Source organism: Afifella marina DSM 2698 (assembly GCF_900102695.1).
Taxonomy (GTDB): Bacteria; Pseudomonadota; Alphaproteobacteria; order Rhizobiales; family Afifellaceae; genus Afifella; species Afifella marina.
Genome location: NZ_FMVW01000008.1, coordinates 11025 through 35054, shown reverse-complemented (window position 1 = coordinate 35054; position 24030 = coordinate 11025). Strand labels below are relative to the sequence as shown.

Annotated in this window: 22 protein-coding genes; 10 read left to right on the top strand and 12 right to left on the bottom strand. The window is 62.5% G+C overall.

The genetic code is table 11. From position 1 onward, the window contains the following. Positions 1–37 precede the first annotated feature (37 nt). The 10 genes from bchC to pufC all read left to right on the top strand — a co-directional run bounded on the left by bchC (position 38) and on the right by pufC (position 9300). Positions 38–976, top strand: a complete 939-nt coding sequence (gene bchC, locus BLP76_RS14815) for a chlorophyll synthesis pathway protein BchC (protein WP_092815002.1) — start codon at positions 38–40, stop codon at positions 974–976. Next, positions 973–1986, top strand: a complete 1014-nt coding sequence (locus tag BLP76_RS14810) for a chlorophyllide a reductase iron protein subunit X (protein ID WP_244514604.1) — start codon at positions 973–975, stop codon at positions 1984–1986. The genes bchC and BLP76_RS14810 overlap by 4 nt, the downstream gene beginning before the upstream one ends. Positions 1987–2124: 138 nt before the next feature. After that, a complete protein-coding gene (gene bchY / locus BLP76_RS14805) occupies positions 2125–3672 on the top strand; it encodes a chlorophyllide a reductase subunit Y (protein ID WP_420867629.1) in 1548 nt (515 codons plus the stop codon). Continuing rightward, a complete protein-coding gene (bchZ, locus tag BLP76_RS14800; RefSeq protein WP_092814999.1) occupies positions 3672–5129 on the top strand; it encodes a chlorophyllide a reductase subunit Z in 1458 nt (485 codons plus the stop codon). The genes bchY and bchZ overlap by 1 nt, the downstream gene beginning before the upstream one ends. Before the next feature lie 81 nt (positions 5130–5210). Next, complete coding sequence (locus tag BLP76_RS14795; RefSeq protein ID WP_092814997.1) at positions 5211–5441, top strand: hypothetical protein; 231 nt, start codon at positions 5211–5213, stop codon at positions 5439–5441. 128 nt (positions 5442–5569) lie between these two features. Next, positions 5570–5794: a light-harvesting antenna LH1, beta subunit gene (gene pufB, locus BLP76_RS14790; RefSeq protein WP_092814994.1), complete on the top strand. Its 225-nt coding sequence runs from the start codon at positions 5570–5572 to the stop codon at positions 5792–5794. A gap of 12 nt (positions 5795–5806) precedes the next feature. Continuing rightward, entirely contained in the window at positions 5807–5992 is a 186-nt protein-coding gene (gene pufA / locus BLP76_RS14785; protein WP_092814991.1) for a light-harvesting antenna LH1, alpha subunit, read from the top strand. A gap of 126 nt (positions 5993–6118) precedes the next feature. Beyond that, positions 6119–6943 carry a photosynthetic reaction center subunit L gene (gene pufL / locus BLP76_RS14780; protein WP_092814988.1) on the top strand — a complete coding sequence of 275 codons (825 nt, stop codon included), beginning with the start codon at positions 6119–6121 and terminating at the stop codon, positions 6941–6943. 15 nt (positions 6944–6958) lie between these two features. After that, a complete protein-coding gene (gene pufM, locus BLP76_RS14775; protein WP_092814985.1) occupies positions 6959–7939 on the top strand; it encodes a photosynthetic reaction center subunit M in 981 nt (326 codons plus the stop codon). After that, positions 7936–9300, top strand: a complete 1365-nt coding sequence (gene pufC / locus BLP76_RS14770; protein ID WP_200170642.1) for a photosynthetic reaction center cytochrome PufC — start codon at positions 7936–7938, stop codon at positions 9298–9300. The genes pufM and pufC overlap by 4 nt, the downstream gene beginning before the upstream one ends. Positions 9301–10251: 951 nt before the next feature. Here the strand turns inward: pufC and hemA are convergent. From hemA to bchB, 12 genes are read right to left on the bottom strand one after another with little or no spacing between them, the layout of a single operon-like run. Then, entirely contained in the window at positions 10252–11463 is a 1212-nt protein-coding gene (hemA, locus tag BLP76_RS14765) for a 5-aminolevulinate synthase (protein ID WP_092814982.1), read from the bottom strand. Between the two features lie 54 nt (positions 11464–11517). Further along, complete coding sequence (gene puhE / locus BLP76_RS14760) at positions 11518–12417, bottom strand: putative photosynthetic complex assembly protein PuhE (RefSeq protein ID WP_092814979.1); 900 nt, start codon at positions 12415–12417, stop codon at positions 11518–11520. A gap of 12 nt (positions 12418–12429) precedes the next feature. Further along, the gene (gene acsF / locus BLP76_RS14755) at positions 12430–13497 is read right to left on the bottom strand and encodes a magnesium-protoporphyrin IX monomethyl ester (oxidative) cyclase (RefSeq protein WP_092814976.1); all 1068 of its coding nucleotides are present in this window, start codon (positions 13495–13497) and stop codon (positions 12430–12432) included. After that, positions 13494–13799, bottom strand: a complete 306-nt coding sequence (locus BLP76_RS14750; protein ID WP_092814973.1) for a sortase family protein — start codon at positions 13797–13799, stop codon at positions 13494–13496. Before BLP76_RS14750 ends, acsF begins: the two co-directional genes overlap by 4 nt. After that, a complete protein-coding gene (puhC, locus tag BLP76_RS14745) occupies positions 13796–14257 on the bottom strand; it encodes a photosynthetic complex assembly protein PuhC (protein ID WP_244514603.1) in 462 nt (153 codons plus the stop codon). The genes BLP76_RS14750 and puhC overlap by 4 nt, the downstream gene beginning before the upstream one ends. A 9-nt stretch (positions 14258–14266) precedes the next feature. Beyond that, positions 14267–14932 carry a photosynthetic complex putative assembly protein PuhB gene (puhB, locus tag BLP76_RS14740; protein WP_092814968.1) on the bottom strand — a complete coding sequence of 222 codons (666 nt, stop codon included), beginning with the start codon at positions 14930–14932 and terminating at the stop codon, positions 14267–14269. After that, positions 14929–15693, bottom strand: a complete 765-nt coding sequence (gene puhA, locus BLP76_RS14735) for a photosynthetic reaction center subunit H (RefSeq protein WP_092814965.1) — start codon at positions 15691–15693, stop codon at positions 14929–14931. Before puhA ends, puhB begins: the two co-directional genes overlap by 4 nt. Positions 15694–15715: 22 nt before the next feature. Beyond that, entirely contained in the window at positions 15716–17149 is a 1434-nt protein-coding gene (locus tag BLP76_RS14730) for a BCD family MFS transporter (RefSeq protein WP_092814962.1), read from the bottom strand. After that, positions 17146–17847, bottom strand: coding sequence for a magnesium protoporphyrin IX methyltransferase (gene bchM, locus BLP76_RS14725; protein WP_092814959.1), 702 nt, complete (start codon positions 17845–17847; stop codon positions 17146–17148). The genes BLP76_RS14730 and bchM overlap by 4 nt, the downstream gene beginning before the upstream one ends. Beyond that, on the bottom strand, positions 17847–18749 hold the full coding sequence (gene bchL, locus BLP76_RS14720) for a ferredoxin:protochlorophyllide reductase (ATP-dependent) iron-sulfur ATP-binding protein (RefSeq protein ID WP_092814956.1): 903 nt from the start codon (positions 18747–18749) through the stop codon (positions 17847–17849). The genes bchM and bchL overlap by 1 nt, the downstream gene beginning before the upstream one ends. Continuing rightward, positions 18746–22471, bottom strand: a complete 3726-nt coding sequence (locus BLP76_RS14715; protein ID WP_092814953.1) for a magnesium chelatase subunit H — start codon at positions 22469–22471, stop codon at positions 18746–18748. The genes bchL and BLP76_RS14715 overlap by 4 nt, the downstream gene beginning before the upstream one ends. Further along, positions 22446–24029: a ferredoxin:protochlorophyllide reductase (ATP-dependent) subunit B gene (gene bchB / locus BLP76_RS14710; RefSeq protein WP_092814950.1), complete on the bottom strand. Its 1584-nt coding sequence runs from the start codon at positions 24027–24029 to the stop codon at positions 22446–22448. Before bchB ends, BLP76_RS14715 begins: the two co-directional genes overlap by 26 nt. Position 24030: the final 1 nt, after the last annotated feature.

Sequence of the window (24030 nt, the reverse complement as noted above, 5' to 3'; positions counted from 1 at the left end):
AAACAGAAGCGTGAACACACATTTAGGAGAGGCCGGTTTGAACACTCTCGCCGTCGTTCTGGAACAGCCTGAGCATCTTGCTCTCAAGGAAGTCGCGCTTGTGACGCCTGGCGCGGACGACGTTGTCGTGGATGTGGAGTGGAGCGGCATCTCGACGGGCACGGAGCGTTTGCTCTGGTCGGGGCGGATGCCGGACTTCCCGGGCATGGGATATCCGCTGGTCCCCGGATACGAATCCGTCGGACGGGTGAGCGATGCAGGCGAGGGGGCTCGCGCCAGAATTGGCGAGCGGGTCTTTGTGCCGGGGTCGCGTAGCTTTGCCGACGTACGCAGTCTTTTCGGTGGCGCCGCCAAGCGGCTGATCGTGCCGGCGGCACGGGCCATCACCATCAAGGAAGATCTTGGCGAGCGGGGGACGTTGCTTGCTCTGGCCGCGACCGCATACCACGCGATCGCGGCCGAAGGGGCGAGAAAGCCGGATCTGATCATCGGCCACGGCGTTCTCGGCCGTCTTCTGGCGCGCGTGACCGTGGCGCTCGATGCCGAGCCGCCCGTTGTCTGGGAGCGCAACGCCGAACGCGCGGAAGGTGCGCTCGGTTACGTCACCATCGATCCTGACAAGGATGTTCGGCAGGATTATCGCGCGATCTATGACGTGAGCGGCGATTCGACGATTTTGGATCGGCTGATTGCGCGTCTTGCGCCAGGAGGCGAGATCGTCCTCGCCGGTTTCTACTCTGCGCCGCTGTCTTTCACCTTCCCGCCGGCATTCCTGCGCGAGGCGCGACTGCGCGTCGCGGCCGAATGGCGCGAACCGGATCTGGTGGCGGTCAAGGAGTTGGTGGAAACGGGGCGCCTGTCGCTCGACGGTTTGATCACGCATCGCTGCCCGGCGCAGGACGCCGACGGCGCCTATCGAACCGCATTTGGCGATGCCGCCTGTCTCAAGATGATTCTGGATTGGAGAGCTGCATGACCCTTGACGTCGACGCACCAGGCTTCAACCGCCGTGGAATGCAAGACTATCTGCGGGACGAGGCGGCGATCGAGCCTGATCCGGTTGCGACGGGTCCCGTGACGCGCGAGACTCAGATCATCGCCATTTACGGCAAAGGCGGCATCGGCAAGAGTTTCACGCTCGCCAATCTATCGTACATGATGGCTCAACAGGGGAAGAAGATCCTCCTGATTGGCTGTGACCCGAAGAGCGACACCACCTCGCTGCTGTTTGGTGGGCGCGCCTGTCCGACGATCATCGAGACGTCGGCGGTCAAGAAGGCAGCCGGCGAAGAGGTGAAGATCGGCGACGTCTGTTTCAAGCGCGACGGCGTCTTCGCCATGGAGCTGGGTGGTCCGGAAGTCGGGCGTGGCTGCGGCGGTCGCGGAATCATCCATGGCTTTGAGCTTCTGGAAAAGCTCGGCTTCCACGATTGGGGTTTTGACTACGTCCTGCTCGATTTTCTGGGCGACGTGGTCTGCGGCGGCTTCGGTCTGCCGATCGCCCGCGACATGTGCCAGAAGGTCATTGTTGTCGGCTCCAACGATCTGCAATCGCTCTACGTCGCCAACAACGTCTGCAACGCGGTCGATTACTTCCGCAAACTCGGCGGCAATGTCGGCGTGGCCGGCATGGTGATCAACAAGGATGACGGGACAGGGGAGGCGGCCGCCTTTGCCGAAAAGGTTGGCATCCCGGTTCTTGCCGCCATCCCGGCGGATGAGGACATCAGGCGCAAGAGTGCCGCCTATCAGATCGTCGGACGTCCCGGCACGCAATGGGCTCCGCTGTTTGAGGGGCTCGCGAAAAACGTCGCCGATGCACCGCCGATGCGCCCCGATCCGCTCAGCCAGGAGGACCTTCTCGGTCTCTTCAAGAGCGACGAGGTCGGGCGCGACGTGGTCTTGGAGCCTGCCACCATGGAAGACATGTGCGGCAAAGCTGCCCAAGAGAAACCGTCGCTTGAAGTGATATACGACACAGTGTGACAGCCGTCTTGGGGGGCTAAGACGATGGCAGATACCGAAGACCGGAAAGGTGGGGACCGCAAGACGACGGAAGTCGTCTACGACGGTGCCGCTGCCGCGCCGATGGCGAATGATCTCGCCGCGGCGTCCGGGACCGGTATGCCCGCTCCAGGTGAAAGCATGACGAAAAGCCCCTCGAACGCTCCGTCTCCAGAAGGGGACGGCCTTGGTTGCCATGGCGGTCAGGCCGAAATGCGCGCTGCGGCCGAAAAGGCCGGCCAGAGCGAAATTCTAGAGCGTTACGCCGCCGATTATCCGAAGGGTCCTCACGACCAGCCGCAATCGATGTGCCCGGCCTTCGGCTCGCTGCGCGTCGGGTTGAGGATGCGCCGCACTGCGACGGTCCTCTCAGGTTCCGCCTGCTGTGTGTATGGTCTGAGCTTCGTCTCGCACTTCTATGGCGCGCGCCGCACCGTCGGCTACGTTCCCTTCGATTCGGAAACGCTCGTCACCGGCAAGCTCTTCGAAGACATTCGTGAAGCCGTCCATAAGCTCGCGGATCCCGATAAATACGACGCCGTCATCGTCACCAATCTCTGCGTGCCGACGGCCTCCGGCGTGCCGCTCAGGCTTTTGCCGAAAGAAATCAACGGCGTGCGCATCATCGGCATCGATGTGCCGGGCTTCGGCGTACCGACACATGCCGAGGCGAAAGACGTCCTCTCCGGTGCCATGCTGCGTTACGCGCGCACCGAGGCCGAGCTTGGCCCTGTTCAGGCGCCGCGTGGCGGACCGAGCGACAAGCCGACCATCACTCTTTTGGGCGAAATGTTCCCGGCCGACCCTGTGGGGCTTGGCATGATGCTGGAGCCGCTCGGCCTTGCCGCCGGCCCGGTCGTGCCGACACGCGAATGGCGCGAGCTCTATGCCGCGCTCGATTGCGCCGCGGTCGCCGCGCTTCATCCGTTCTATACGGCGAGTATGCGTGAGTTTCAGGAAGCCGGGCGCCCGATCGTGGGTTCCGCGCCGGTCGGCCATGATGGAACGGCCGCCTGGCTCGACGCGATCGGCGAGGCGTGTGGCATCTCCCGCGACTGTGTCGATCAGACGAAAAATCGCTTCCTGCCGATGATCAAGGGAGCGCTGGAAAATGCTCCGATCAAGGGGCGCGTGACGCTTTCGGGCTACGAAGGCTCCGAGCTCCTCGTCGCTCGGCTTCTTCTCGAGAGCGGGGCGGATGTGCCCTATGTCGGCGCCGCCTGCCCGAAGACGCCTTATTCTTCCGCTGACCGCGAATGGCTCGAGGCCCGCGGCGTTCATGTCGAATACCGTGCCTCGCTCGAGAAGGACATCGCGGCGGTCGAAGAGTTTCGGCCGGACCTCGCCATCGGCACGACACCGGTCGTGCAGAAGGCGAAGGAGATGGCGATCCCGGGTCTTTATTTCACCAACCTCATTTCGGCGCGGCCGCTTTTCGGTGTCGCCGGCGCCGGCTCGCTTGCGCAGGTCGTCAATGCGGCGATCGGCAACAAGGTCCGCTTCGACGAGATGCGCGAGTTCTTTGAGGGCGTCGGCCACGGCGATACCGCCGGCGTGTGGGAAGATATCCCCGCCGACCATTCGGATTTCCGCCGCAAGGAACTCGCCAAGGCGGAGAAAGCTCGGAAGGCCGCAGACCCGAAACGGGTCGCGGAATCGGTGGTCTGATGCTGGTTCTCGATCACGATCGCGCCGGCGGCTATTGGGGCTCCGTCTACGTCTTTGCCGCGATCAAAGGGCTCCAAGTCGTCATCGACGGCCCGGTCGGGTGTGAAAACCTGCCGGTCACCTCGGTGCTGCATTACACCGATGCCTTGCCGCCGCACGAATTGCCGATCGTCGTCACCGGCCTGTCTGAAGAAAATCTCAACCAGACCGGTACGGAAGGCGCGATGCGCCGGGCGCATGAAACGCTCGATCCCGCGCTGCCCGCGGTCGTGGTGACAGGCTCAATCGCCGAGATGATCGGCGGCGGTGTGACGCCAGAGGGAACGAATCTCCAGCGCTTCCTGCCGCGCACGATCGACGAAGACCAATGGCAAAGTGCCGACCGCGCTTTGTTTTGGCTGTGGAATCAGTTTGGCGCCAAGAAGGGCAAGATGCCGAAGGCGCGCGCCCGCAAGGAAGGCGACAAGCCGCGCGTCAATATCATCGGCCCGACCTACGGCATGTTCAACATGGCCTCCGATCTCGCCGAGATCCGGCGACTGGTGGAGGGAATCGGTGCCGAGGTGAACATGGTCTTCCCGATGGGAAGCCATATCTCCGAGGTTGGACGGCTCGTCGACGCGGACGTGAATATCTGCATGTACCGCGAGTTCGGCAGGCTCCTCTGTGAGGCGCTGGAAAAGCCCTATCTGCAGGCGCCGATTGGCCTGCATTCGACCACGAAATTCCTGCGCGCCCTGGGTGAGCTTCTGGGTGTTGATCCGGAACCGTTCATCGCGCGCGAAAAACACACGACGATCAAGCCGATCTGGGATCTGTGGCGCTCCGTCACGCAGGATTTCTTCGGCACGGCGAGCTTCGCCATCGTCGCGAACGAAACCTACGCGCGGGGCGTGCGCCACTTCCTCGAATCGGAAATGGGCCTGCCTTGCACTTTCGCCTTCTCGCGCCGCGCGGGCGTCAAGCCCGACAACGAATCGGTGCGCGAATCGGTGAGAGAGAAGACGCCGCTGGTTATGTTCGGCAGCTACAACGAACGCATGTATCTGGCCGAGATCGGCGCACGCAGCGTCTATATTCCGGCCTCGTTCCCGGGAGCCATCATCCGGCGCCACACAGGCACGCCGTTCATGGGCTATTCGGGCGCGACGTATCTCGTTCAGGAAGTGTGCAATGCGCTTTTCGACGCACTCTTCCATATTTTGCCCCTGGCAAAAGACCTTGACGAGGTCGATGCGACGCCCTCGCGGCTCCACGATGAGCTGCCGTGGGATGACGATGCCAAGAAGTCATTGGATTCATTGGTGGAATCGCAGCCGGTTCTGATACGCATCTCTGCAGCGAAGAAGCTGCGCGATCAGGCCGAGCGCGAAGCCAGGCGCGTCGGCACGCCCCGCGTCACCATAGCATGTGTTCGTAGGGCTGCGACCGGTTTAGAAGAAGATGAGCTCGTATGACGGGGGGTCATCCGCAGCACGAAATCTTAGCCGGACTGGCGCGGGGGCGCGCTGTCCGCAGAGTTTGATGTGGAGAGGCATATGGCTGCAATCGAAAAGTCGAACGTAGCGCTGCTGCGATCCAAAGAAGAGCGCGATTTCCGTCTCATCGTGATGGTGAGTTTCGCCTTCTTCTTGGTGGTTTGCATCATTGCGCGGCTTCTGCCGCCGCAATGGCGTCCCTTCCCGCCGGGACCGAATGGTCGTCGGTCGGTGATTGAAGAGGCGCGCGTCGCGGCCAACACGACGATCCCATTCGCTTTTATGCGCTAAGGCGCATTCGCAAGAATTCGTCCGGCATTGCTGGGCGGAGATGTGTCACGGCGGAGCTGTGACCATTCCCTGCCGCGCGGGAGGTGCGCGGTAACGGCCGAAAGGCTGCTTTTAACGAGGGTAGATCAATGGCTGAAATCGATAGGCCGGTCTCGCTGTCGGGTCTGACGGAAGGCGAGGCTCGCGAATTTCACGGTGTGTTCATGACCAGCTTCATGGTCTTCATCGCCGTGGCAATCGTCGCTCACATTCTTGCTTGGATGTGGCGTCCTTGGATCCCGGGGCCGGAAGGCTACGCGTTCCTTCAAGACTTGCCGACGACCGCTTCGGCGCTCCTGTCAACTCTCGCATAGGGGGAGAGAGAAATGTGGAAAGTTTGGCTCCTGTTCGATCCGCGTCGTACGCTGGTCGCGCTGTTCACGTTCCTTTTCGTGCTGGCTCTGCTCATTCACTTCATTCTGCTGAGCACCGACCGGTTCAACTGGATGCAGGGCGCCCCGACGGCCCCGGCGCAGACCAGCCAGGTCGAGCTGATCACGCCGCTCGCCTAATCGACGAGACGGAAGGTTTTGCGAATGGCAGCGGACTGGGTTCCAGTCCGCTGGGATTTCCAGCCCGCTGCCATCTTCACGCAGGAGCGACATCGCTCCTCGTCTCGTTGACCGGAGGATTGAGCAATGGCGATGCTCAGCTTTGAAAAGAGGTATCGCGTTCGTGGCGGTACGCTAATCGGAGGGGATCTCTTCGATTTTTGGGTGGGGCCGCTTTACGTCGGCTTTTTTGGCGTAACGACGGTCTTCTTCTCAGCGTTGGGCACCGGGCTCATTCTCTGGGGCGCGGCGCTGGGACCGACCTGGAACATCTGGCAGATCAGTATTGCTCCGCCAGATCTTTCTTATGGCTTAGGCTTGGCGCCGCTCCGCGAGGGCGGGCTTTGGCAGCTCATTACCATATGCGCCTTGGGCGCATTTGTTTCCTGGGCTCTGCGTCAGGTCGAAATCTCCCGCAAGCTTGGCATGGGCTATCATATTCCTATCGCCTATAGCTTTGCGGTCTTTGCCTACTTCACGTTGGTCGTCATCCGGCCCGTGTTGATGGGTGCGTGGGGGCACGGTTTTCCTTATGGCATCATGAGCCACCTCGATTGGGTGTCGAACGTCGGGTACCAGTACCTGCACTTCCACTACAATCCGGCTCACATGATCGCCGTCAGCTTCTTCTTCGCGACGACGCTCGCGTTGGCGTTGCACGGAGGCGTGATCCTTTCCGCCGTCAACCCGCAGCCTGGTGAGGCCGTCAAAGGCCCGGAGCACGAGAACACCTTCTTCCGTGATGTGGTGGGCTACTCCATCGGTTCGCTTGGCGTGCATCGTCTGGGATTGTTCCTGGCGCTGTCGGCAGCGTTCTGGAGTGCCGTCTGCATCGTCATCAGCGGTCCGTTCTGGACCCGCGGATGGCCCGAGTGGTGGGGTTGGTGGCTCAACCTCCCGATCTGGAGCTAGGGCAGGGGGACTATTATGGCTGAGTACCAAAACATCTTTAACCGGGTGCAGGTCCACGGACCTGTCTACGCCGGTGTCCCGGTCGCTAGCTCTGCTACCGGTCGGGCAGGACAGCCGATTGTCTCCTATTGGCTAGGCAAGATCGGCGACGCACAGATCGGACCCGTCTATCTCGGGTTGACCGGTGTCGCTTCGTTGATCTTCGGCTTCCTGGCCTTTGAGATCATCGGTCTCAATATGATGGCCTCGGTGAACTGGAGCCCGATTGAATTCGTGCGCCAACTGCCGTGGCTTGCGCTTGAGCCGCCGCCTGCCGAACTTGGCTTCTGCGTGCTTTGCCCGCTCGACCAGGGCGGCTGGTGGCAGATGGCTGGCTTCTTTATGACGACGTCGGTTCTTCTGTGGTGGGTGCGTACGTACCGCCGGGCTACGGCGCTCGGTATGGGCACGCACGTTGCCTGGGCGTTCATGGCGGCGATCTGGCTGATGATTGTGATCGGCTTCTTGCGCCCGCTGCTTCTCGGCAGCTGGTCTGAGGCTGTTCCGTTCGGCATCTTCCCGCACCTTGACTGGACTGCGGCTTTCTCGATCCGCTACGGTAACCTGTACTACAACCCGTTCCACATGCTCTCGATCGTCTTCCTGTATGGCGCGACGCTTCTGTTCGCCATGCATGGTGCGACGATCCTGGCCGTGGGCCGCTTCGGCGGCGACCGGGAAGCTGAGCAGGTTGTGGATCGCGGTACTGCAGCGGAGCGCGCCGCGCTCTTCTGGCGCTGGACCATGGGCTTCAATGCCACCATGGAATCCATCCATCGCTGGGCCTGGTGGTTTGCGGTTCTTTGCCCGATCACCGGCGGTATCGGCATGCTTCTCACGGGTACAGTTGTCGACAACTGGTTCCTGTGGGGCATCAAGCACGGGCTCGTTCCCGCCTATCCGCAGGTCTTTGACGCCATTCAGGATCCGGCTCTTATGTCAGGAGGGGCGCAATGACCTTCGCGATGAAAATGGCCGTCGCATTCTGCGTGCTAGTTGGCGGCCTCCTGCTGTTCACCCTTAATCTGCCGCAGCCGGATCATATCTGGCCTTTGGCTCAGGGTACGCAGCTGGGTTACCGCGGCACCGGCATGCAGCAGGTCAAGTCTGTTGAGGATCTGCGCAAGGCGGCGGACCAGATCCCCGATCCGTTCCCAGCGGTTTCGGCTGAAGGTCCCCGCGCTTCGGAAGTCTACGAGAACGTCCATGTTCTCGGCGATCTTTCGGAAGAGCAGTTCCTGCGTGTCATGACCGTGATCACGGAGTGGGTTTCGCCGGAACAGGGCTGTGCCTACTGCCACGATGAAAACGACCTGGCCGCTGAGCGGCCATACACCAAGATCGTGTCGCGTCGCATGCTTGAGATGACGCGCCACATCAATTCCGACTGGACGAACCACGTCGCCCAGACGGGTGTGACCTGCTACACCTGCCACCGCGGCAACCCTGTCCCGACCGAGATCTGGTTCAAGGACGAGGCTCCCACGAAGGCAGTCTATGCGGGCTACAGCCCGAACGGGCAGAACCATGCGAACGAAGTTGCTGGCCTCACTTCGATGGCCGCCAACCCGTCGGATGTGTTCCTGACCGGTCCGTCCAATCCTCGTATCGTTCCGACGACCGCTCTTCCGGCTAAGGGCAGCGGCCTCGGCGCGAGCATCAAGGATGCGGAAGATACCTATGCGCTGATGATCCATCTGTCTGACGCGCTTGGCGTGAACTGCACCTACTGCCATGACAGCCGGTCGTTCATGTCTTGGAATGAGAGCAGCCCGCCGCGGCTCACGGCCTTCCACGGTCTGGACCTGGTGCGCGATCTCAATGCGAACTACCTCGTGCCGTTGCAGCCGGAATACCCGGCGATGCGCCTCGGCCCGACGGGAGACGCTCCCAAGGCGAACTGCGCGACCTGCCATCAGGGCGAGCCCAAGCCGCTTGGCGGTGCGCCGATGGTCCAGGATTATCCTGAGCTGATTTCCGCTCAGGTTGCTCCTGACCAGGCCCCGGCTGAGCAGCCGCAGGCTCCGGCAGAGCAGCCAGAGGCCCAGCAGCCTCAGGCTCAGCAGCCGGCCCAGGCTCCGGCTCAGCAGCCCCAGGCTCAGCAGCCGAAGGCACAGCAGCCGGCTCAGCCCAAGGCCCCGGCTCAGCAGCCCCAGGCTCAACAGCCGAAGGCTCAGCAGCCGGCCCAGCAGGCTCCGTCTGGCGAGATGACGCCGCAGCAGCAGCTGATGCAGCAGCAGATGCAGCTGATGCAGCAGCAGATGGAGCAGATGCAGCAGATGCGCCAGCAGATGGAGCAGATGCAGCAAAATCAGTAAAGACGGCGGCGTCTTCGGACGCCCCCTCAACCTCGATCCGGGAGATGTCTCATCTCCCGGATTTTTTTTGTTCCGATTTCCGGTCAGCCCGCGCCTGCCGGCGAACGCGCAGGTTAAGCTCCAGCTCGATCGGCATGAAGTTCAGGACGAAAGCCGCATCGTCCGGTCGGTCTCTGAGGCCGGTCCGGAACCTACAAGAACTGCCGAAGGCGTCGCCCCGGGTTGGGGACGATCCCTGAAACCCATGGTCAGTCGGAGACGGCGGCCGAACGCATCCCCGGATAAGCGCGTGAGGCCAAGGGTGGGTGCTGTGGCGGACGGTGCGCGAGACCGCATCGCGCTTGTGAGGAACCGTCGTGTGCGGCAGTCTCAAGAGGTGGCGACGAGCATCGCTCTCCTGCGGCACGTGAGAGGCCCTGTACCGGCGACATTCTCGCCGCCGGATCACGGGTGCTGAGGCCGCGTGCGCGCGTCTGGGTAAGGCATCCCCTTGCGAGAATCGGTCGCCTCAGGTGCGGTGTGTGAGGACCTGAGAGCTATGCGCTCTGCATACGGGATCGGACGAGGATCAAGCCGCTGGCTCGAAGCCGGCGAGTTGAATCGATTTCTGAAGGTCGCCCCCTAAGCGTTACAGAGCCCGCCTCGGTACCATCGCCAAACGTGAATCAGAACGTGAACGGGTCCGGCCAAGTGATTCCCTCAAAGAGGAAAACAGCGGTTTCAAAAGCTCCGAACGCGGCGTGCGAGATGATTCCGAGAGCCGGCCTGCATAGCGGCCAACGCTCCAGTCGAACTATGGGAAGCCTCAGATGGCGGGGTCCGCGATCAGCGAGGGAGTGCCGAAGAGTGGGTATACGGCTTGCTCGTGAGAGGCGCCTCGGCTTTTGACCGCTCATAAAAAAAGCGCCGGCGAAGTGCCGGCGCTTTGACAGACGTACGAGAAGGAAAAGATCAGGCGGCGCGTTCGAGGCCGATCTCGGACCAAATCGCCTTCAAGGCGTTGATGAGGCGGTCGACGTCCCAATCGGAATGAAGCGGCGAGGGCGTGACACGCAGCCTCTCCGTGCCGCGCGGAACGGTCGGATAATTGATCGGCTGCACATAGATCCCGTACTGCGTGAGAAGCCGATCGCTGATCTGCTTGCACAAAACGGGATCGCCCACCATCACGGGAACGATATGGCTCTCGTTCACAAGATGCGGCACGCCGATCTCGTCCAGACGGCGCCGCACGGTGGCAACGCGCTCTTTCTGTCTGTCGCGTTCGGCTTCGCTCGCCTTCAGATGTCGGATGGAGGCGAGTGCGCCGGCTGCGACGGAAGGCGGCAGGGCGGTCGTGAAGATGAAGCCGGAGGCGAAGCTACGAATAAAGTCGCAGAGTGCTGTCGAGGCGGCGATATAGCCCCCCATCACGCCATACGCCTTGGCAAGGGTACCCTCGATCACCGTCAGACGGTGGGCAACCTCGTCACGCTCGGAAATGCCGCCGCCGCGCGGGCCATAAAGGCCGACGGCGTGGACCTCGTCGAGATAGGTCATGGCACCATGCGCGTCGGCGACGTCGCAGATTTCGGCGATCGGCGCGATATCCCCATCCATCGAATAGACGGATTCGAAGGCGACGAGCTTGGGCCGCGCCGGGTCGATCTCTGCGAGCTTGCGGTTGAGATCCTCCGGGTCGTTATGCGCAAAGATCATGCGGTCTGCGCGGCTGTGGCGGATGCCCTCGATCATCGAGGCGTGGTTCTTGGCGTCCGAAAGGACGACGCAGCCCGGCAGCTTCGCTGCAAGCGTGCAAAGCGTGGCCCAGTTCGAAACATAGCCCGAGGTGAAGATGAGGGCGCTTTCCTTCCCATGAAGCTCGGCGAGCTCGTTCTCCAAAAGCACGTGATAGTGGTTGGTCCCTGAGATGTTGCGTGTGCCGCCCGCGCCCGCGCCGCAGCGATCGAGCGCGAGATGCATGGCATCAATGACCAGAGAGTTCTGGCCCATACCCAGGTAGTCGTTGGAGCACCACACGGTGACCTCGGCCCGGCCGCGTTCGCGGTAATGCGTGGCGCGCGGAAACTCGCCCGCATGACGCTCAAGATCGGCGAAGACCCGGTAGCGCCCTTCGTGGCGCAACGCTTCAAGTTCCTGCCGAAAGAAGTCCTCATAATCCATGGATCGCCTCCCCAAATCCGCGCTGACCTCGCGTGCCATCCCGATCGCTCCCGATTACTCCACTGGCGGTGACGCGCCATACGTGCTCAAGGCCGGCTGCGTCCGCAATCGGCTGCCGGGCAACGCTGCGGCTGTCCGCGGAGAAAAGGGCGTCGACGGCCGTGCCGGTGAAGTCTGATCTGTCGGCTGCTGCACCTCATGTGTCCGCAGCCCCCATTTCCACAGCGCTTCAGCCGGCAGCGGCAGCACCATGAACCAGTGCTCCAGGACGGCGAGCGCCATCAGTGTGGCGAGAAACGTATAGGCGGTCGCTTCGAACGGGCTCGCCACATCGGCGATGGCGCGCTGCGCAAACAACACGGCGATCACGGTTGCAACCGTAATCGACACCGGGAAGAGGGGATTCATGGGCTTCTTAACCATGAAGCTCTTCAGATAGGCGAGGCTGTCCGGCAGGAACTGTTCGGAGAGATTGCGCACTCCGAGGAAGAGATTGAGCTTGGCGCTGGCCCGCATGCCCCACAAGAGGAAGAAGATCCCGGACCCGAGCTGATTGGGTCCGCCCCAGGTGAGGGCGACGATCACGGCCGCCGAAACGAGAATGGCGAGCTCGTGATAGAGGATCGTCTGGACGGCAAAGAGAAAGCGCTTCCAGCCAGAAATGTCGCTCGGGCACAGGCTCTTTCTGGGGCCAGTGACGTAGCCCATGAGAAAGCTGATCTCATGCCAGCCCCATGCGGTCAGGCCGCAGGTGAAGGCGATGAAGGCGCCCGAGACGCTCGCATCCCGACTGGAGACCGCCAGGCCGTAAAAGGCGACGCCGAGAAGAACTGTCGCGCCAGCGAGGCTCCAGCGAAACGTGCGCCGGGGCAGGCCGTCGAGATACAGAATCGCTCCCGTCGAGAACCACCAGGTAAACAACGCAAAGACGATGGGCAGAGCGTAGAGCGACACTCTGATGCCTCCCTACCAGGCCGGAACGAGCCGGCTCTCGGCCGGCGGGGCATTGTCCTTGACCGGCAGGAAATAAAGACGGGCGATGGCGACCCCGACGCCCGCACCGTGGAACAGCTGCTGCAGCCCGCCGACGAGCCCGCCTTTGCGTTTGGCGGCCGCCATCCCCTCGCTCGCCTGCCGCAGCCTTTCGAGGCCGGCGCGAAACCGGGGATTGTCGATGTCGAGCGTCAGCGGGAAGACCTGTTTGCTGATTTCCGACGTGATCCTGAAGACCGTGAAATCATATTCCGTCGGATCGATGTCGAGAGCCCTGTGGAAGGCAGGGCGCGCATGGTCGCGCACATACATGGTCGCGAAAACGGCGAGGACGAAGAAGCGGACCCAGTACTTATTGAGGCCGCGCGTCACATGCGGGTTCGCACGCATCAGGAGCGCAAAGGCTTCGCCGTGCCGGAACTCGTCGTTGCACCATTGTTCGAACCATTTGAAGATCGGATGGAAGCGCTTTTCCGGGTGCTTTTCCAGGTGCCGGAAGATCGTGATGTAGCGCGCATAGCCGATCTTTTCGGAAAGATAGGTGGCGTAATAGATGAATTTTGGGCGGAAGAAGGTGTACTTCTTCGTGCGCGTCAGAAAGCCCAGATCGACGCCGATATCGAAATCCTTGAGCGTGTCGTTGATGAAGCCTGCATGGCGCGCCTCGTCACGGCTCATATAGCGGAAGAGTTCGCAGATATCGGGGTTGGTGCCGCGCTTCTTCATCTCCGAATAAAGCACGCACCCCGAAAACTCGGCCGTGAGTGAACTCACCAGAAAGTCGACGAACTCCTTTTGGAGGTCTTCCGGAAGATCGGAGAGCTTCACGTCGTCCCAGGCGTCCGTTCGCTTGAAATGGCCCTTGTTGGGGTCGCTCTTCATCTCTGCGATGAGCGCGTCCCACTCCAGGCGAATGTGACTGACATCGATGGCGTCGAGCTCATCAAAGTCCGTCGTATAAAAGCGCGGACTCAAAACCGTGCTTTCTTGAGCCTTGAGGGTGGTGTCGTTCGGAGAGAGGGAGAGGGTCTCGATCGTCATAGCCTGCTTTCGGAAGAGAAGCTGAACTCAAGGAGTTCCATGAACTCCATGTCACCGGTCATGCGTGTCCAAAGCCGCTCTAAAGCGGTCGCCCGCACCACCGTCGCGCGGCGGCGAAACGTGGCCGTCTCGCCGTAGGGGACGGTGATCGGCTCACCATGGACCCGCACCGCATCGCCCGGGCGGATCTCGATGCCACCATCGAGGTCCACATGAGCGTGCAGGCTTTCGAAGGTGTTTTGCACCTCGATGGTGCACTCCACTTCGATCTCTTCGCGTCCGCCGACCCAATTGCCGATCATTGCGCCTGCCTCGTCTCCGGGAGGAAGCGGGCGAAGACCTGCGCATTCGTCGGTCCGAAAGCATCAAGCGCGACGAGCCGTCCGGTCGAGGGGTCCTCGAGCGACAATTGCCCGTCGTTCCAATAGGTCAGGCGAAAGGGGCTGTCGGGACTGATGCCGCGACGTTCCCGTTCGTGTGCGAGGCCGCGCAAGGTCGCGCGCAAAAAACCATTCGTGCCAGGTGCGGCAACGGCGATCTGGCTGCCGTCGGAGGCGTCGAAAATGCCGACGCCCCCGTTGGCCCGATCTTTGAACTGCAGAAGTCGCACTTCTACGGCCGTCGTCCCCGGCATATCGGTGCTGTGGCCTCTACGGTCAAATGCGCTCACCGCTGCAAGGACGATGGAAACCGTCAACAGCGCCGCAACGGCCAGAAGGGGGCCTCGCGGAAATGGCGCAGTGTTCGTAAAGCCGCTCACCTTGATCTCCTATGCCACCGCAGTTGCGTGCGATGACCATTGTGCGTGCGTGTCCGTCTCTGCCTCGGGGGCAGTTTCCCCCGCCTGGTCGCCACGTCCGGCGGTTGCTGCGAGCGCGCCTGCGAGGATCTCGGCGACGCGCTCGGCATCAGCAACCGACCTCAGCATGGGCTCAGGCTGCTTGATTTTCCATGGCCGGGCATGCGGCCACAAAGCATAGTAAGCGACGCGATGGTTGGGGGAAAGAACGAGCGGAATGTCGCCAATTCCCTGCCCGTAGAGCCGCAATGCGGCGGATTCCACCGCAACGAAAGGGATGTTGAGCGTCATCGGCAGCACAACCCCGCTGCGGATGACGAGACGCTTCTCGGTGATCGTATAGACCGAGGTCCGAGCGATCAGCCAGCCATAGACGGTGAGAATAACGACCGCGAGAGCGGCGACCGGCAAAAGCCAGGTCGCCGACAGGATCGCGTCTTTCACTGTTCCCCCCGCCGAGAGGGCCAGAATGGCCCGCAGGGCGAGAAGAACAGCAAAATAGACGACGAGGGTTGGAAGGTGGAAAAGGCGCCGGGCAAGACTTGCCCAGCGCGGTTCCCCCTGCCAGAGGATCCGTTCCCCCTTCGGCAAGCGCTGAGGCAGGCCGCGGATAGGCTCGGATTCGTATTCGTTCACAGCAGCGGCTCCTGCCGTGCCGGCGTCGCATAAAGAGTACCACCGGCGAAGTAGCCCTGAATACGGTCTTCTTCCACCATGGTGATGCTGTTCGGGCTGGCCGTACGCGGCGCATCGGCGAACTGCTTGGCAACCAGGGCGTTCACGCGGATCTGACGCTGGCGTGCGTTGAGGGTCGACATCACAAACGGAACCAGAATGGTGCCGGCGCCGTCGAGAGCGACCTCGAGATAACGGATCATCACGTCGGAACGATCGACCCACACGTCTTCGACACTACCCACGACTTCACCGTCGGCGGCGATGACGAGCATGCCCCGAGGATCCGGATCTTGCGGATCGAGATAGAAGCTCTCGTCACTTGAGAGCGGCACGATCTTCGGATCGCCATCGAGCGTGAGCTCTGGCTCATGGGCACGATCGGCATAGGCAGCCGGGCCGACGCCATCGACCAGCGGATTGCCGACGGGACGGAACGGAGCGCCGTTCGACGGGCCGGCCGGCGTCAGACGCACGTCGCGGTCGTCGCTGCGGCCGGACTGTGCCGTGCCACCGCCATGAAGTTTGAAGTATTTCGGTGCCGGTGCGTCGGGGAACCCGACGATCCGGTCATTGGTCTCACCGCGTTCCGCAACAAGCGGATAACCTTCGCGCTTATCTTCGCGACGAAGGTAGATGATGAGACCGGCAAAAAAGATCCAGAACGCATAAAGCGTCATCTGGGCCACATCCATATACCCTGTAAGTGCTCCGGCGGGCATTGATAACCTCCATTGACAACGGTTAGCCGGGAAACTCGGCTAGACCGAAGGACGATGATGGATCGGAGCGTGTTCGCCCCCCCGACCCCACGAGCGGCCCGATCGCCACGAGAGTGACGGCGAGCAGCGCGATTTCGAAATGGTAGACAAAGCTATAGCCGGTGGCCGGGCTCGTGAGAGCCGACCCGAGAACGCCTTGTTCTGCCAGTGTGGAGAAGGTGTCGCGGACCACGCCACCCAGCGCGATCGCGAGACCCGCAGCGGTCGCCTGAACGGCGCCCCAGGCGCCGAGGGCGAGACCGCTTTGTCCATTCTCCGACAATTCCATAGCGGCTGTGAGCGTGCCGACCGAGAAGAGGCCGCCGCCGAAGCCGATGATGATGGTGCCGGCCCGGAAGAGCACCGCCGATTCGAGGGGCGCGGCGAAGATCACGGCCACGAACGCCACGACGCCGGCAAGCGCGCCATAGGCTGCAAGCTTGTGCGGATCCTGGCCCCGACCGAGGCTGCGGGCGGCAAGGGCAAATCCGACGAGCGAGCCTCCGGCGAGGAGAGCCGTCAATGTTGTCGTGCCGCTCACGGTCAGGTGCAGGACTTCGCCGCCGTAAGGCTCGAGCAGAATGTCCTGCATGCTGAAGCCTGCCGTGCCGAGACCGACAGCGACGAGGAGGCGGCTTGCGCGTCCACCTTTGACGAAGGAGCCCCAGGCTTCGCGGAAACTGGTTCTTGGTGCGTCTTTTGCGGTGAGCGCGGGATTGCGCGCCTCCTGCTTCCACAAGGCGACGATGTTCAAGACCATCGTCAGGAAGGCGGCGCCCTGAATGACCTGGATGAGCCGGAACGGGCTGAAATTGTCGAGAAGCACACCGAAGAGGAGGGCGCTCACCATCATGCCGAGAAGAAGCATGACGTAGAGCAGCGCCACGACGCGCGGGCGGGACTCAGCCGGCGCGATGTCGGTTGCCAGAGCAAGGCCTGCTGTCTGCGTCGTGTGCAGGCCGGCGCCCACGAGAAGGAAGGCGAAGGCGGCCCCGGCCTGACCTGCAACAATAGCCGGTCCCTGGCCCTCGGAAAGAACCAGAAGAGCGAACGGCATGATGGCGAGACCGCCGAATTGGATCAGCGTGCCCATCCAGATATAGGGCACACGCCGCCAACCGAGAAGCGAGCGGTGGGTGTCCGACTTGAAGCCGATCAGGGCGCGGAACGGCGCGAACACGAGCGGCAGCGACACCATCAAGGAGACGAGCCAGGCATGCACGCCCATCTCCACGATCATGACGCGGTTCAAGGTGCCGTTCAAAAGCACCACCGCCATGCCGACTGAAACTTGGAACAATGACAGACGCAAAAGGCGGCCGAGCGGAAGCTCGGCCGTTGCAGCATCTGCAAACGGCAAAAAGCGGGGGCCGAGACGGCTCCACGCTGCGCTTACCGAATTGTTCAGCCGCTTCATGCGGGCACGAGCTCCATAGCCTGTGACGTGTAAAATCCGCTTACGATACGACGGCTTCGACCGGGCCGCCATGCCGTTAGCTCAGGTGTCGCAGCGACCAGCTGGCGCAGCCGCGCTTCGCTGATCGGTTCGATGGAAGGTGCACGGTCGCTGCGCGGAAAAAACCGCCCCGCCATGTGCATGGCCGCGAGCAGCGCTGTGCGGGGCGCAAAGGTAAAAACCACCCCTTGCCGCGCTCGCGTCGCCATACGGGCGAGGATGTTGGCGAGATCCTGATCCCGGTAATGGATGAGCGAATCCATGCCGACGATGAAGTCGAAATCGCCGAGTTCGGGATCGAGCATGTCGCCGACATGAAAATCGATCCGCTGGGCTTCCGGCTCGTCCTTGGTTCGCTCCTTGGCGAGCGCGACGAGCGATGGCGACAGATCGATCGCGACGATATCGCCGCCGCGGCGCGCTGCTTCCAGCGAAAGCGCACCGGTTCCGCAACCGGCATCGAGGAGCCGCAAGCCGGAGAGATCCTCCGGCAGATAGCTCAACAAGGTCGCCCGCATCTGGTCGCGGCCGGCGCGCACGGTGGCCCGAATACGGCTCACCGGCGCGTCGGACGTGAGTTTGGACCAGGCATCGGCCGCGGTGCGGTCGAAATAGGTCTCAAGCTCTCCGCGGCGCTCCAAATACGAGGCTGTTGGCATCAATCGAATCCCAGAAAATCGAAGATCTCGCGATCTTTCATCGGTGTTGCTGCAAGCGGCTCGACGCCTGCCCAGAGCTGAGCGGCAAGACGCAGATATTCGTTCTGCACCTGCTCCAGTTCGGGGGAGGGCTCCATTTCGAAAAGCGTCGACTTCTTCAGACGGCTGCGCCGGATCGCGTCGAGATCCGGCAGATGCGCCAGACGCTTAAGTCCGGTCGCTGCGTTGAAGCGGTCGATCTCGTCGGTCCCGGCGCTGCGATTGGCGATCACGCCGCCGATCCGAACATCGTAATTCTTCGCCTTCGCGAGGATCGCCGCGGCGATCCGGTTCATCGCAAAGATGGAATCGAAATCGTTGGCGGTGACGATCAGCGCGCGCTCGGCGTGCTGCAGCGGCGAAGCGAAACCACCGCAAACCACGTCCCCCAGAACGTCGAAGATCACGACGTCGGTGTCTTCCAGGAGATGATGCTCCTTGAGAAGCTTCACGGTCTGGCCGACGACATAGCCACCGCAGCCGGTGCCGGCAGGCGGTCCGCCAGCTTCCACGCACATGACGCCGTTATAGCCTTCGTAGACGAAATCTTCGACGCGAAGTTCTTCGGAATGGAAGTTCACCGATTCCAAAACGTCGATGACCGTCGGCACGAGGCGCTTGGTCAAGGTGAAGGTGGAATCGTGCTTTGGGTCGCAACCGATCTGCAGAACCCGTTTGCCGAGCTTGGAAAAAGCCGCAGACAGGTTCGATGAGGTCGTCGATTTGCCGATACCGCCCTTGCCATAGACGGCGAACACTTTCGCCGTGTCGATGTGGATCGATGGATCGAGCTGGACCTGAACGCTGCCTTCTCCGTCCTCGTTCTTCGCGATCGGTGGCATCGGTCTCAGAGGGATGTTCATGCGGCTCTCTCCACGGGTATGCCTTCGAGCTGGTCTTCCAGTTCTTCACCCGCCTGGCGCAGGGCTTCCACCACGGCCTCGTCGGGTTGCCAGTACTGGCGCTCATGCGCCTCCAGAAGCCGGTGCGCGACCTTTGCCGACGCGACCGGATTGAGGGCGGCCATGCGCTGCCGCATTTCAGGATCAAGCACGTAAGTCTGCGTGATCTGCTGATAGATCCAAGGCGCGACCTGACCCGTCGTGGCGGACCAGCCCATCGTGTTGGTCACCGCGGCCTCGATCTGACGCACGCCTTCATAACCGTGCTTCAGCATGCCCTCGTACCATTTCGGGTTGAGCATGCGGGTGCGGGTTTCGAGCGCAACCTGCTCAGAGAGCGAGCGAACCATGCCTTCCGAGCGGGTCTGATCGCCGATGTAGACGGGGATCTCGCCACCCTTGGCCTTGCGCACCGACCGGCTGATCCCGCCGAGCGTGTCGAAGTAGTGATCGACGGTGGTCACGCCGAGCTCGACCGATTCGAGGTTCTGGTAGGCGAGCTCGACATCGCTGAAAATCGTCTGCAGAAGAGCGGCCTGTTGCTTGGGCGCGCCCTGGCGACCGTAAGCGAAGCATTTGCGCTTTGCGTAGGTGTCGGCCAGCTCGTCCTCGTCTTCCCAGCGCCCGGAATCGAGCAGCATGTTGACGTTGGAGCCATAAGCGCCGTCCGCATTGGAGAACACGCGCAACGCGGCCGTCTCCAGGTCGCATTGATGCTCTTCCTGATAGCGCAGGGCGTGCTTGCGCACATAGTTCATCTCAAGCGGTTCATCTGCCGTGGCCGCGAGATAGGCGGCTTCGGCGAGCAGCTTGGTCTGCAAGGGCAGGAGGTCGCGGAAGATACCCGACAGCGTCATGACGACGTCGATGCGCGGCCGTCCGAGATCTTCCAGGCGAATGAGAGCAGCCCCGCAGAGACGGCCGAAGCTGTCGAAACGCGGCCGTGCGCCGAGCAGCGCCAGAGCCTGGGCGATCGGACCGCCTTCGCTCTTCAGATTGTCGGTGCCCCACAGGACCATCGCCACCGATTCCGGAATCGGATGTCCATCTTCGACATAGCGGTCGAGAAGCCGCTTCGCCTGGCGTGCCCCGTCCGTAACGGCGAAAGCGCTCGGCATACGGAAAGGGTCGAAGCCATGCACATTCCGGCCCGTCGGCAGGATCGCCGGCGTGCGCAGAAGGTCGCCGCCGGGGGCGGGGCGCACGAAGCATCCGTCGAGCGCGTGGATGAGCGACGGGAGTTCGTGGTCTTCCGACAAAAGCTTATTGGTCGAGGCGAGTTCATCGAACAATTCGATGTTCGCTTCGTTCTCTTCCATTCCGCCCACGACCAAAGCCTGCCGCGGCTGCCGCCCTGCAACGAGTGCCTCGATGGCTTCCTTCTCCGGCTTCGTGCCGAAGCGGGCTTCAGCCACCGCGAGGAGGAGATCGATGCGCTCTTCCGCCGAAGGAGGCTCGCCGATGACGTGCAGGCCGTGCGGGATGAGACTGTATTCGAGGTCGAGAATGGCCTCGCTCAGCTTCGCCGTCTCTGCCGTGGGATCCTCCCAGGCCGGTTCCGGAGCAGCCAGATCGAGCTCTGCGGCCTGAGCCTGAATGAGCGGGGCGAGTTGCTCGCGCTCCTTCGTCTCGTCCGGCGGCAAGGCCCGCCAGCGATCGAGCGACGCTTTGAGATCGAGGAGGCCGCGATAAAGTCCGGCCCGCGCCACGGGAGGCGTGAGGTAAGAAATCAGCGTTGCCGCGGAACGCCGCTTGGCAATCGAGCCTTCCGACGGATTGTTGGCCGCATAGAGATAATAGTTCGGCAAATCGCCGATCAGGCGATCTGGCCAGCAGGCATCCGAAAGCCCAGTCTGCTTGCCGGGCATGAATTCGAGCGCGCCGTGCATGCCGAAATGCAGGACCGCGTCGGCCCGGAAATCTTCGCGCAGATAGCGGTAGAAGGCGGAGAAGGCGTGCGTGGGCGAAAAGCCCTTCTCGAAGAGAAGACGCATCGGATCGCCTTCATAGCCGAAGGCCGGTTGCACGCCGACGAAGATATTGCCGAGCTGGACGCCGAGCACGAAGATCGAGCTGCCATCGCTCTGTTGCCGCCCGGGAGCCGGGCCCCACTGCGCCTCGATGTCCTTCAGATAGCGCTCGCGCCTCACGTGATCGTCGGTTGCGATGCGATCATGCACATTGGCGTCCGTGCCATAGCGGCTCGAATTGCCCTTCAAAATCATGTCGCGCAGGGTATCGACGCTTTCCGGTACGTCGACCGTGTAACCCGCATCCTTGAGGGATTTCAGCGTGTTGAAGAGCGAATGATAAACCGAAAGGTAAGCGGCCGTGCCGGTGCTGCCGGCGTTCGGCGGGAAATTGAAAAGGACGACCGCGAGCTTGCGCTCCGCGCGCTTCGCGTGACGAAGCCTGACGAGCTTGTCGACACGCGAGGCAAGCATCTTGGCGCGCTCTGAATGCGCCTGCATATCGCGGGTCTGTTCGGCATTCTCCGAACGACCGCCGAAGAGCATCGGACCGGTGGCCCCGTCGAGTTCCGGGATCGCGACCATCATGGTCGTTTCGACCGGAAGGAGGCCGCGGTCGGAACCCTCCCATTGCTCGAGCGTCTGGAACTCGACGGCCTGTGCCGAGATATAGGGCACATCGAGATGCGTCAGCATCTCTTCGGCCGCTTTCGCATCGTTGTAGGCCGGGCCGCCGACGAGCGAGAAGCCCGTCAAGGAAACGACGGCGTCAACCACCGGGCGCCCGTTGGGGGTGAAGAAAGCTTCAACCGCAGGCCGGCTGTCGAGACCGCTCGAATACGCCGGCACCGCCTGCAGGCCGCGGGCCTCCAGCGCGTCGATCACGGCGTCGTAATGGGCCGTGTTTCCGGCAAGCACATAGGAACGCATGATGAGGAGGCCGACGCGGCCCTTGCGCTCCTTCGACGGGGAAGGCAGGGCTTCCAGCCGTTCCGTGATGCGTCCCTTGAGTCTCGGATGATAAAGCCCGACCTCCGGATAATTGACCGGCGGCTTGGCCTTCAAATGGTGGCGCAGCTGTTTGCGCGGGCCCTCGGCGTAACGCTCGACGAGAAGCCGCACCATGTTGACGATATTGTCTTCCGAACCGGCAAGCCAGTACTGCAGAACCAGGAAATAGGCGCGCACGTCCTGAGCCGTGCCCGGGATGAACCGCAGGAATTGCGGGATCCGGCGCAGCATTGCCATTTGCTTGGCACCGGAATTGGCAGCCTGTTTGGCGCCTTCCTTGTCGCGCTTGTCCGAGCCGCGAAGCCGCTTGAGAAGGGCGAGTGCGCCGCCCTGCGAGCCGTCCATCTTAAAGCGGCCGATGCGGGTGAGGCGGATCACTTCGCCGGCCGACATGAAGCCGACGATGGCGTCGCATTCGTCCTGCCGCGCCTTCAAGGCCGGCATCACCGCCTGAATATGGTCTTCCATGAAGAGCATATTGGCGAGGATGATATCGGCCTCGGCGATGTCGGCCTGGCAGCGGCCGAGTGCGGTCGCATCGTCGCCCCATTCGGTGGCGGCATGCAGATTGAGCGTGAGACCGGGGATCTCTTTCTGAAGAATCGGGCGTGCGCGCTCGACTGCGCTCGCCAGATGGCTGTCGAGTGTCACGATGACGACGCGCAGAGGCGTCGCGTTATCGGCCGAAATGGGCTTTGGCATCGTAAAGGGTCTCAACTGTGATCGTCGCTAAGCCGCGTTCTTCGGCGAAGCGTTCGGTATTGCGGCGCGCCTTGCCGCGGACGAAGAACGGTATTTTGCGCAGTTCCTGCTCCGCTTCTGCCGCCCAGGTGACAGCTTGGGCGACGTTGGCAATCTCAGCCTTTTCGTTCTCCGTTTCTTTGATCTGAGTCTGGTCCTGCGCCGGTGCGGCGCCGTGCCCCAGATGCGACGGCTGGACCTCGTCGTGGAACTCGAAATCGCCGCGGAACATGCCGAGAAGGTGCTCTTCGAGGCCCATCATCAAAGGATGCACGAGGGTGTCGAAGATCACATTGGCGCCTTCGAAGCCCATCTGCGGCGAATAGCGTGCCGGAAAATCCTGGACGTGGACCGGCGCCGAGATGACGGCGCACGGCACGCGCAGCCGCTTGGCGATATGGCGCTCCATCTGCGTGCCGAGAACGAGCTCGGGATGCAGCTCCGCCACCTTCTCCTCGACTTCGAGATAGTCGTCGGTGATGAGTGCTTCGACGCCATAGCTTTCGGCTGCGGCGCGCACGTCGCGGGCGAATTCGCGCGAATAGGTGCCGAGGCCGACGACCTTGAAGCCGAGCTCCTTGTCGGCGATGCGCGCTGCGGCGACGACATGTGTCGCATCGCCGAAGATGAAGACGCGCTTGCCGGTGAGATAGGTGGAATCGACGGAGCGCGAGTACCACGGCAGACGCGACGGCGCGCCTGCGAGAACCGCCGTCGGGTCGACGCCCGCGATCTCCGCGACTTCTTTGACGAAGTCGATCGTCGCGCCGCAGCCGATGGGTACGGTTTTCGTTGCTGGCTGGCGGAACGTGCGGGTCAGCCAACCGGCGGCCGTTTGCGCAATTTCCGGATAGAGCACGACGTTGAAATCGGCCTCGCCGAGCCGCGCGATGTCGGCCGGAGTGGCGCCGAGCGGCGCCGTCACGGCGACATCGATGCCGAGGCGGTCGAGAAGGCGAGTGATCTCCGCCACGTCGTCGCGGTGCCGAAAGCCGAGGGCGGTCGGTCCGAGCAGATTGCACCGTGGCCGGCGGCCCGCGTCCCGGGGCGGCCGTTCCGTTCCAGGCGCCGGCGCATGCGGGCCGGCAAGGGCACGCACGAGATGGTAGAAGGTCTCCGACGCGCCCCAGTTTTCCTTCCTCTGGTAGGACGGCAGTTCCAACGGAACGACGGGAATCGGCAGTGCCAAGGCTTTGGCAAGTCCGCCCGGATCGTCCTGGATGAGTTCGGCCGTGCACGAAGCGCCGACAAGCATCGCCTGCGGCTGAAAGCGCTCGTACGCTTCGCGTGCCGCGTTCTTGAAGATTTCGGCCGTATCTGTGCCGAGGTCGCGCGCTTCGAACGTTGTGTAGGTCACCGGCGGGCGCTTGTTGCGCCGTTCGATCATCGTAAAGAGAAGATCGGCGTAGGTGTCGCCCTGCGGCGCGTGCAGGACATAGTGAAGGCCATCCATGGCCGTTGCGATGCGCATCGCTCCGACATGCGGCGGCCCTTCATAGGTCCAGACGGTGAGCTGCATC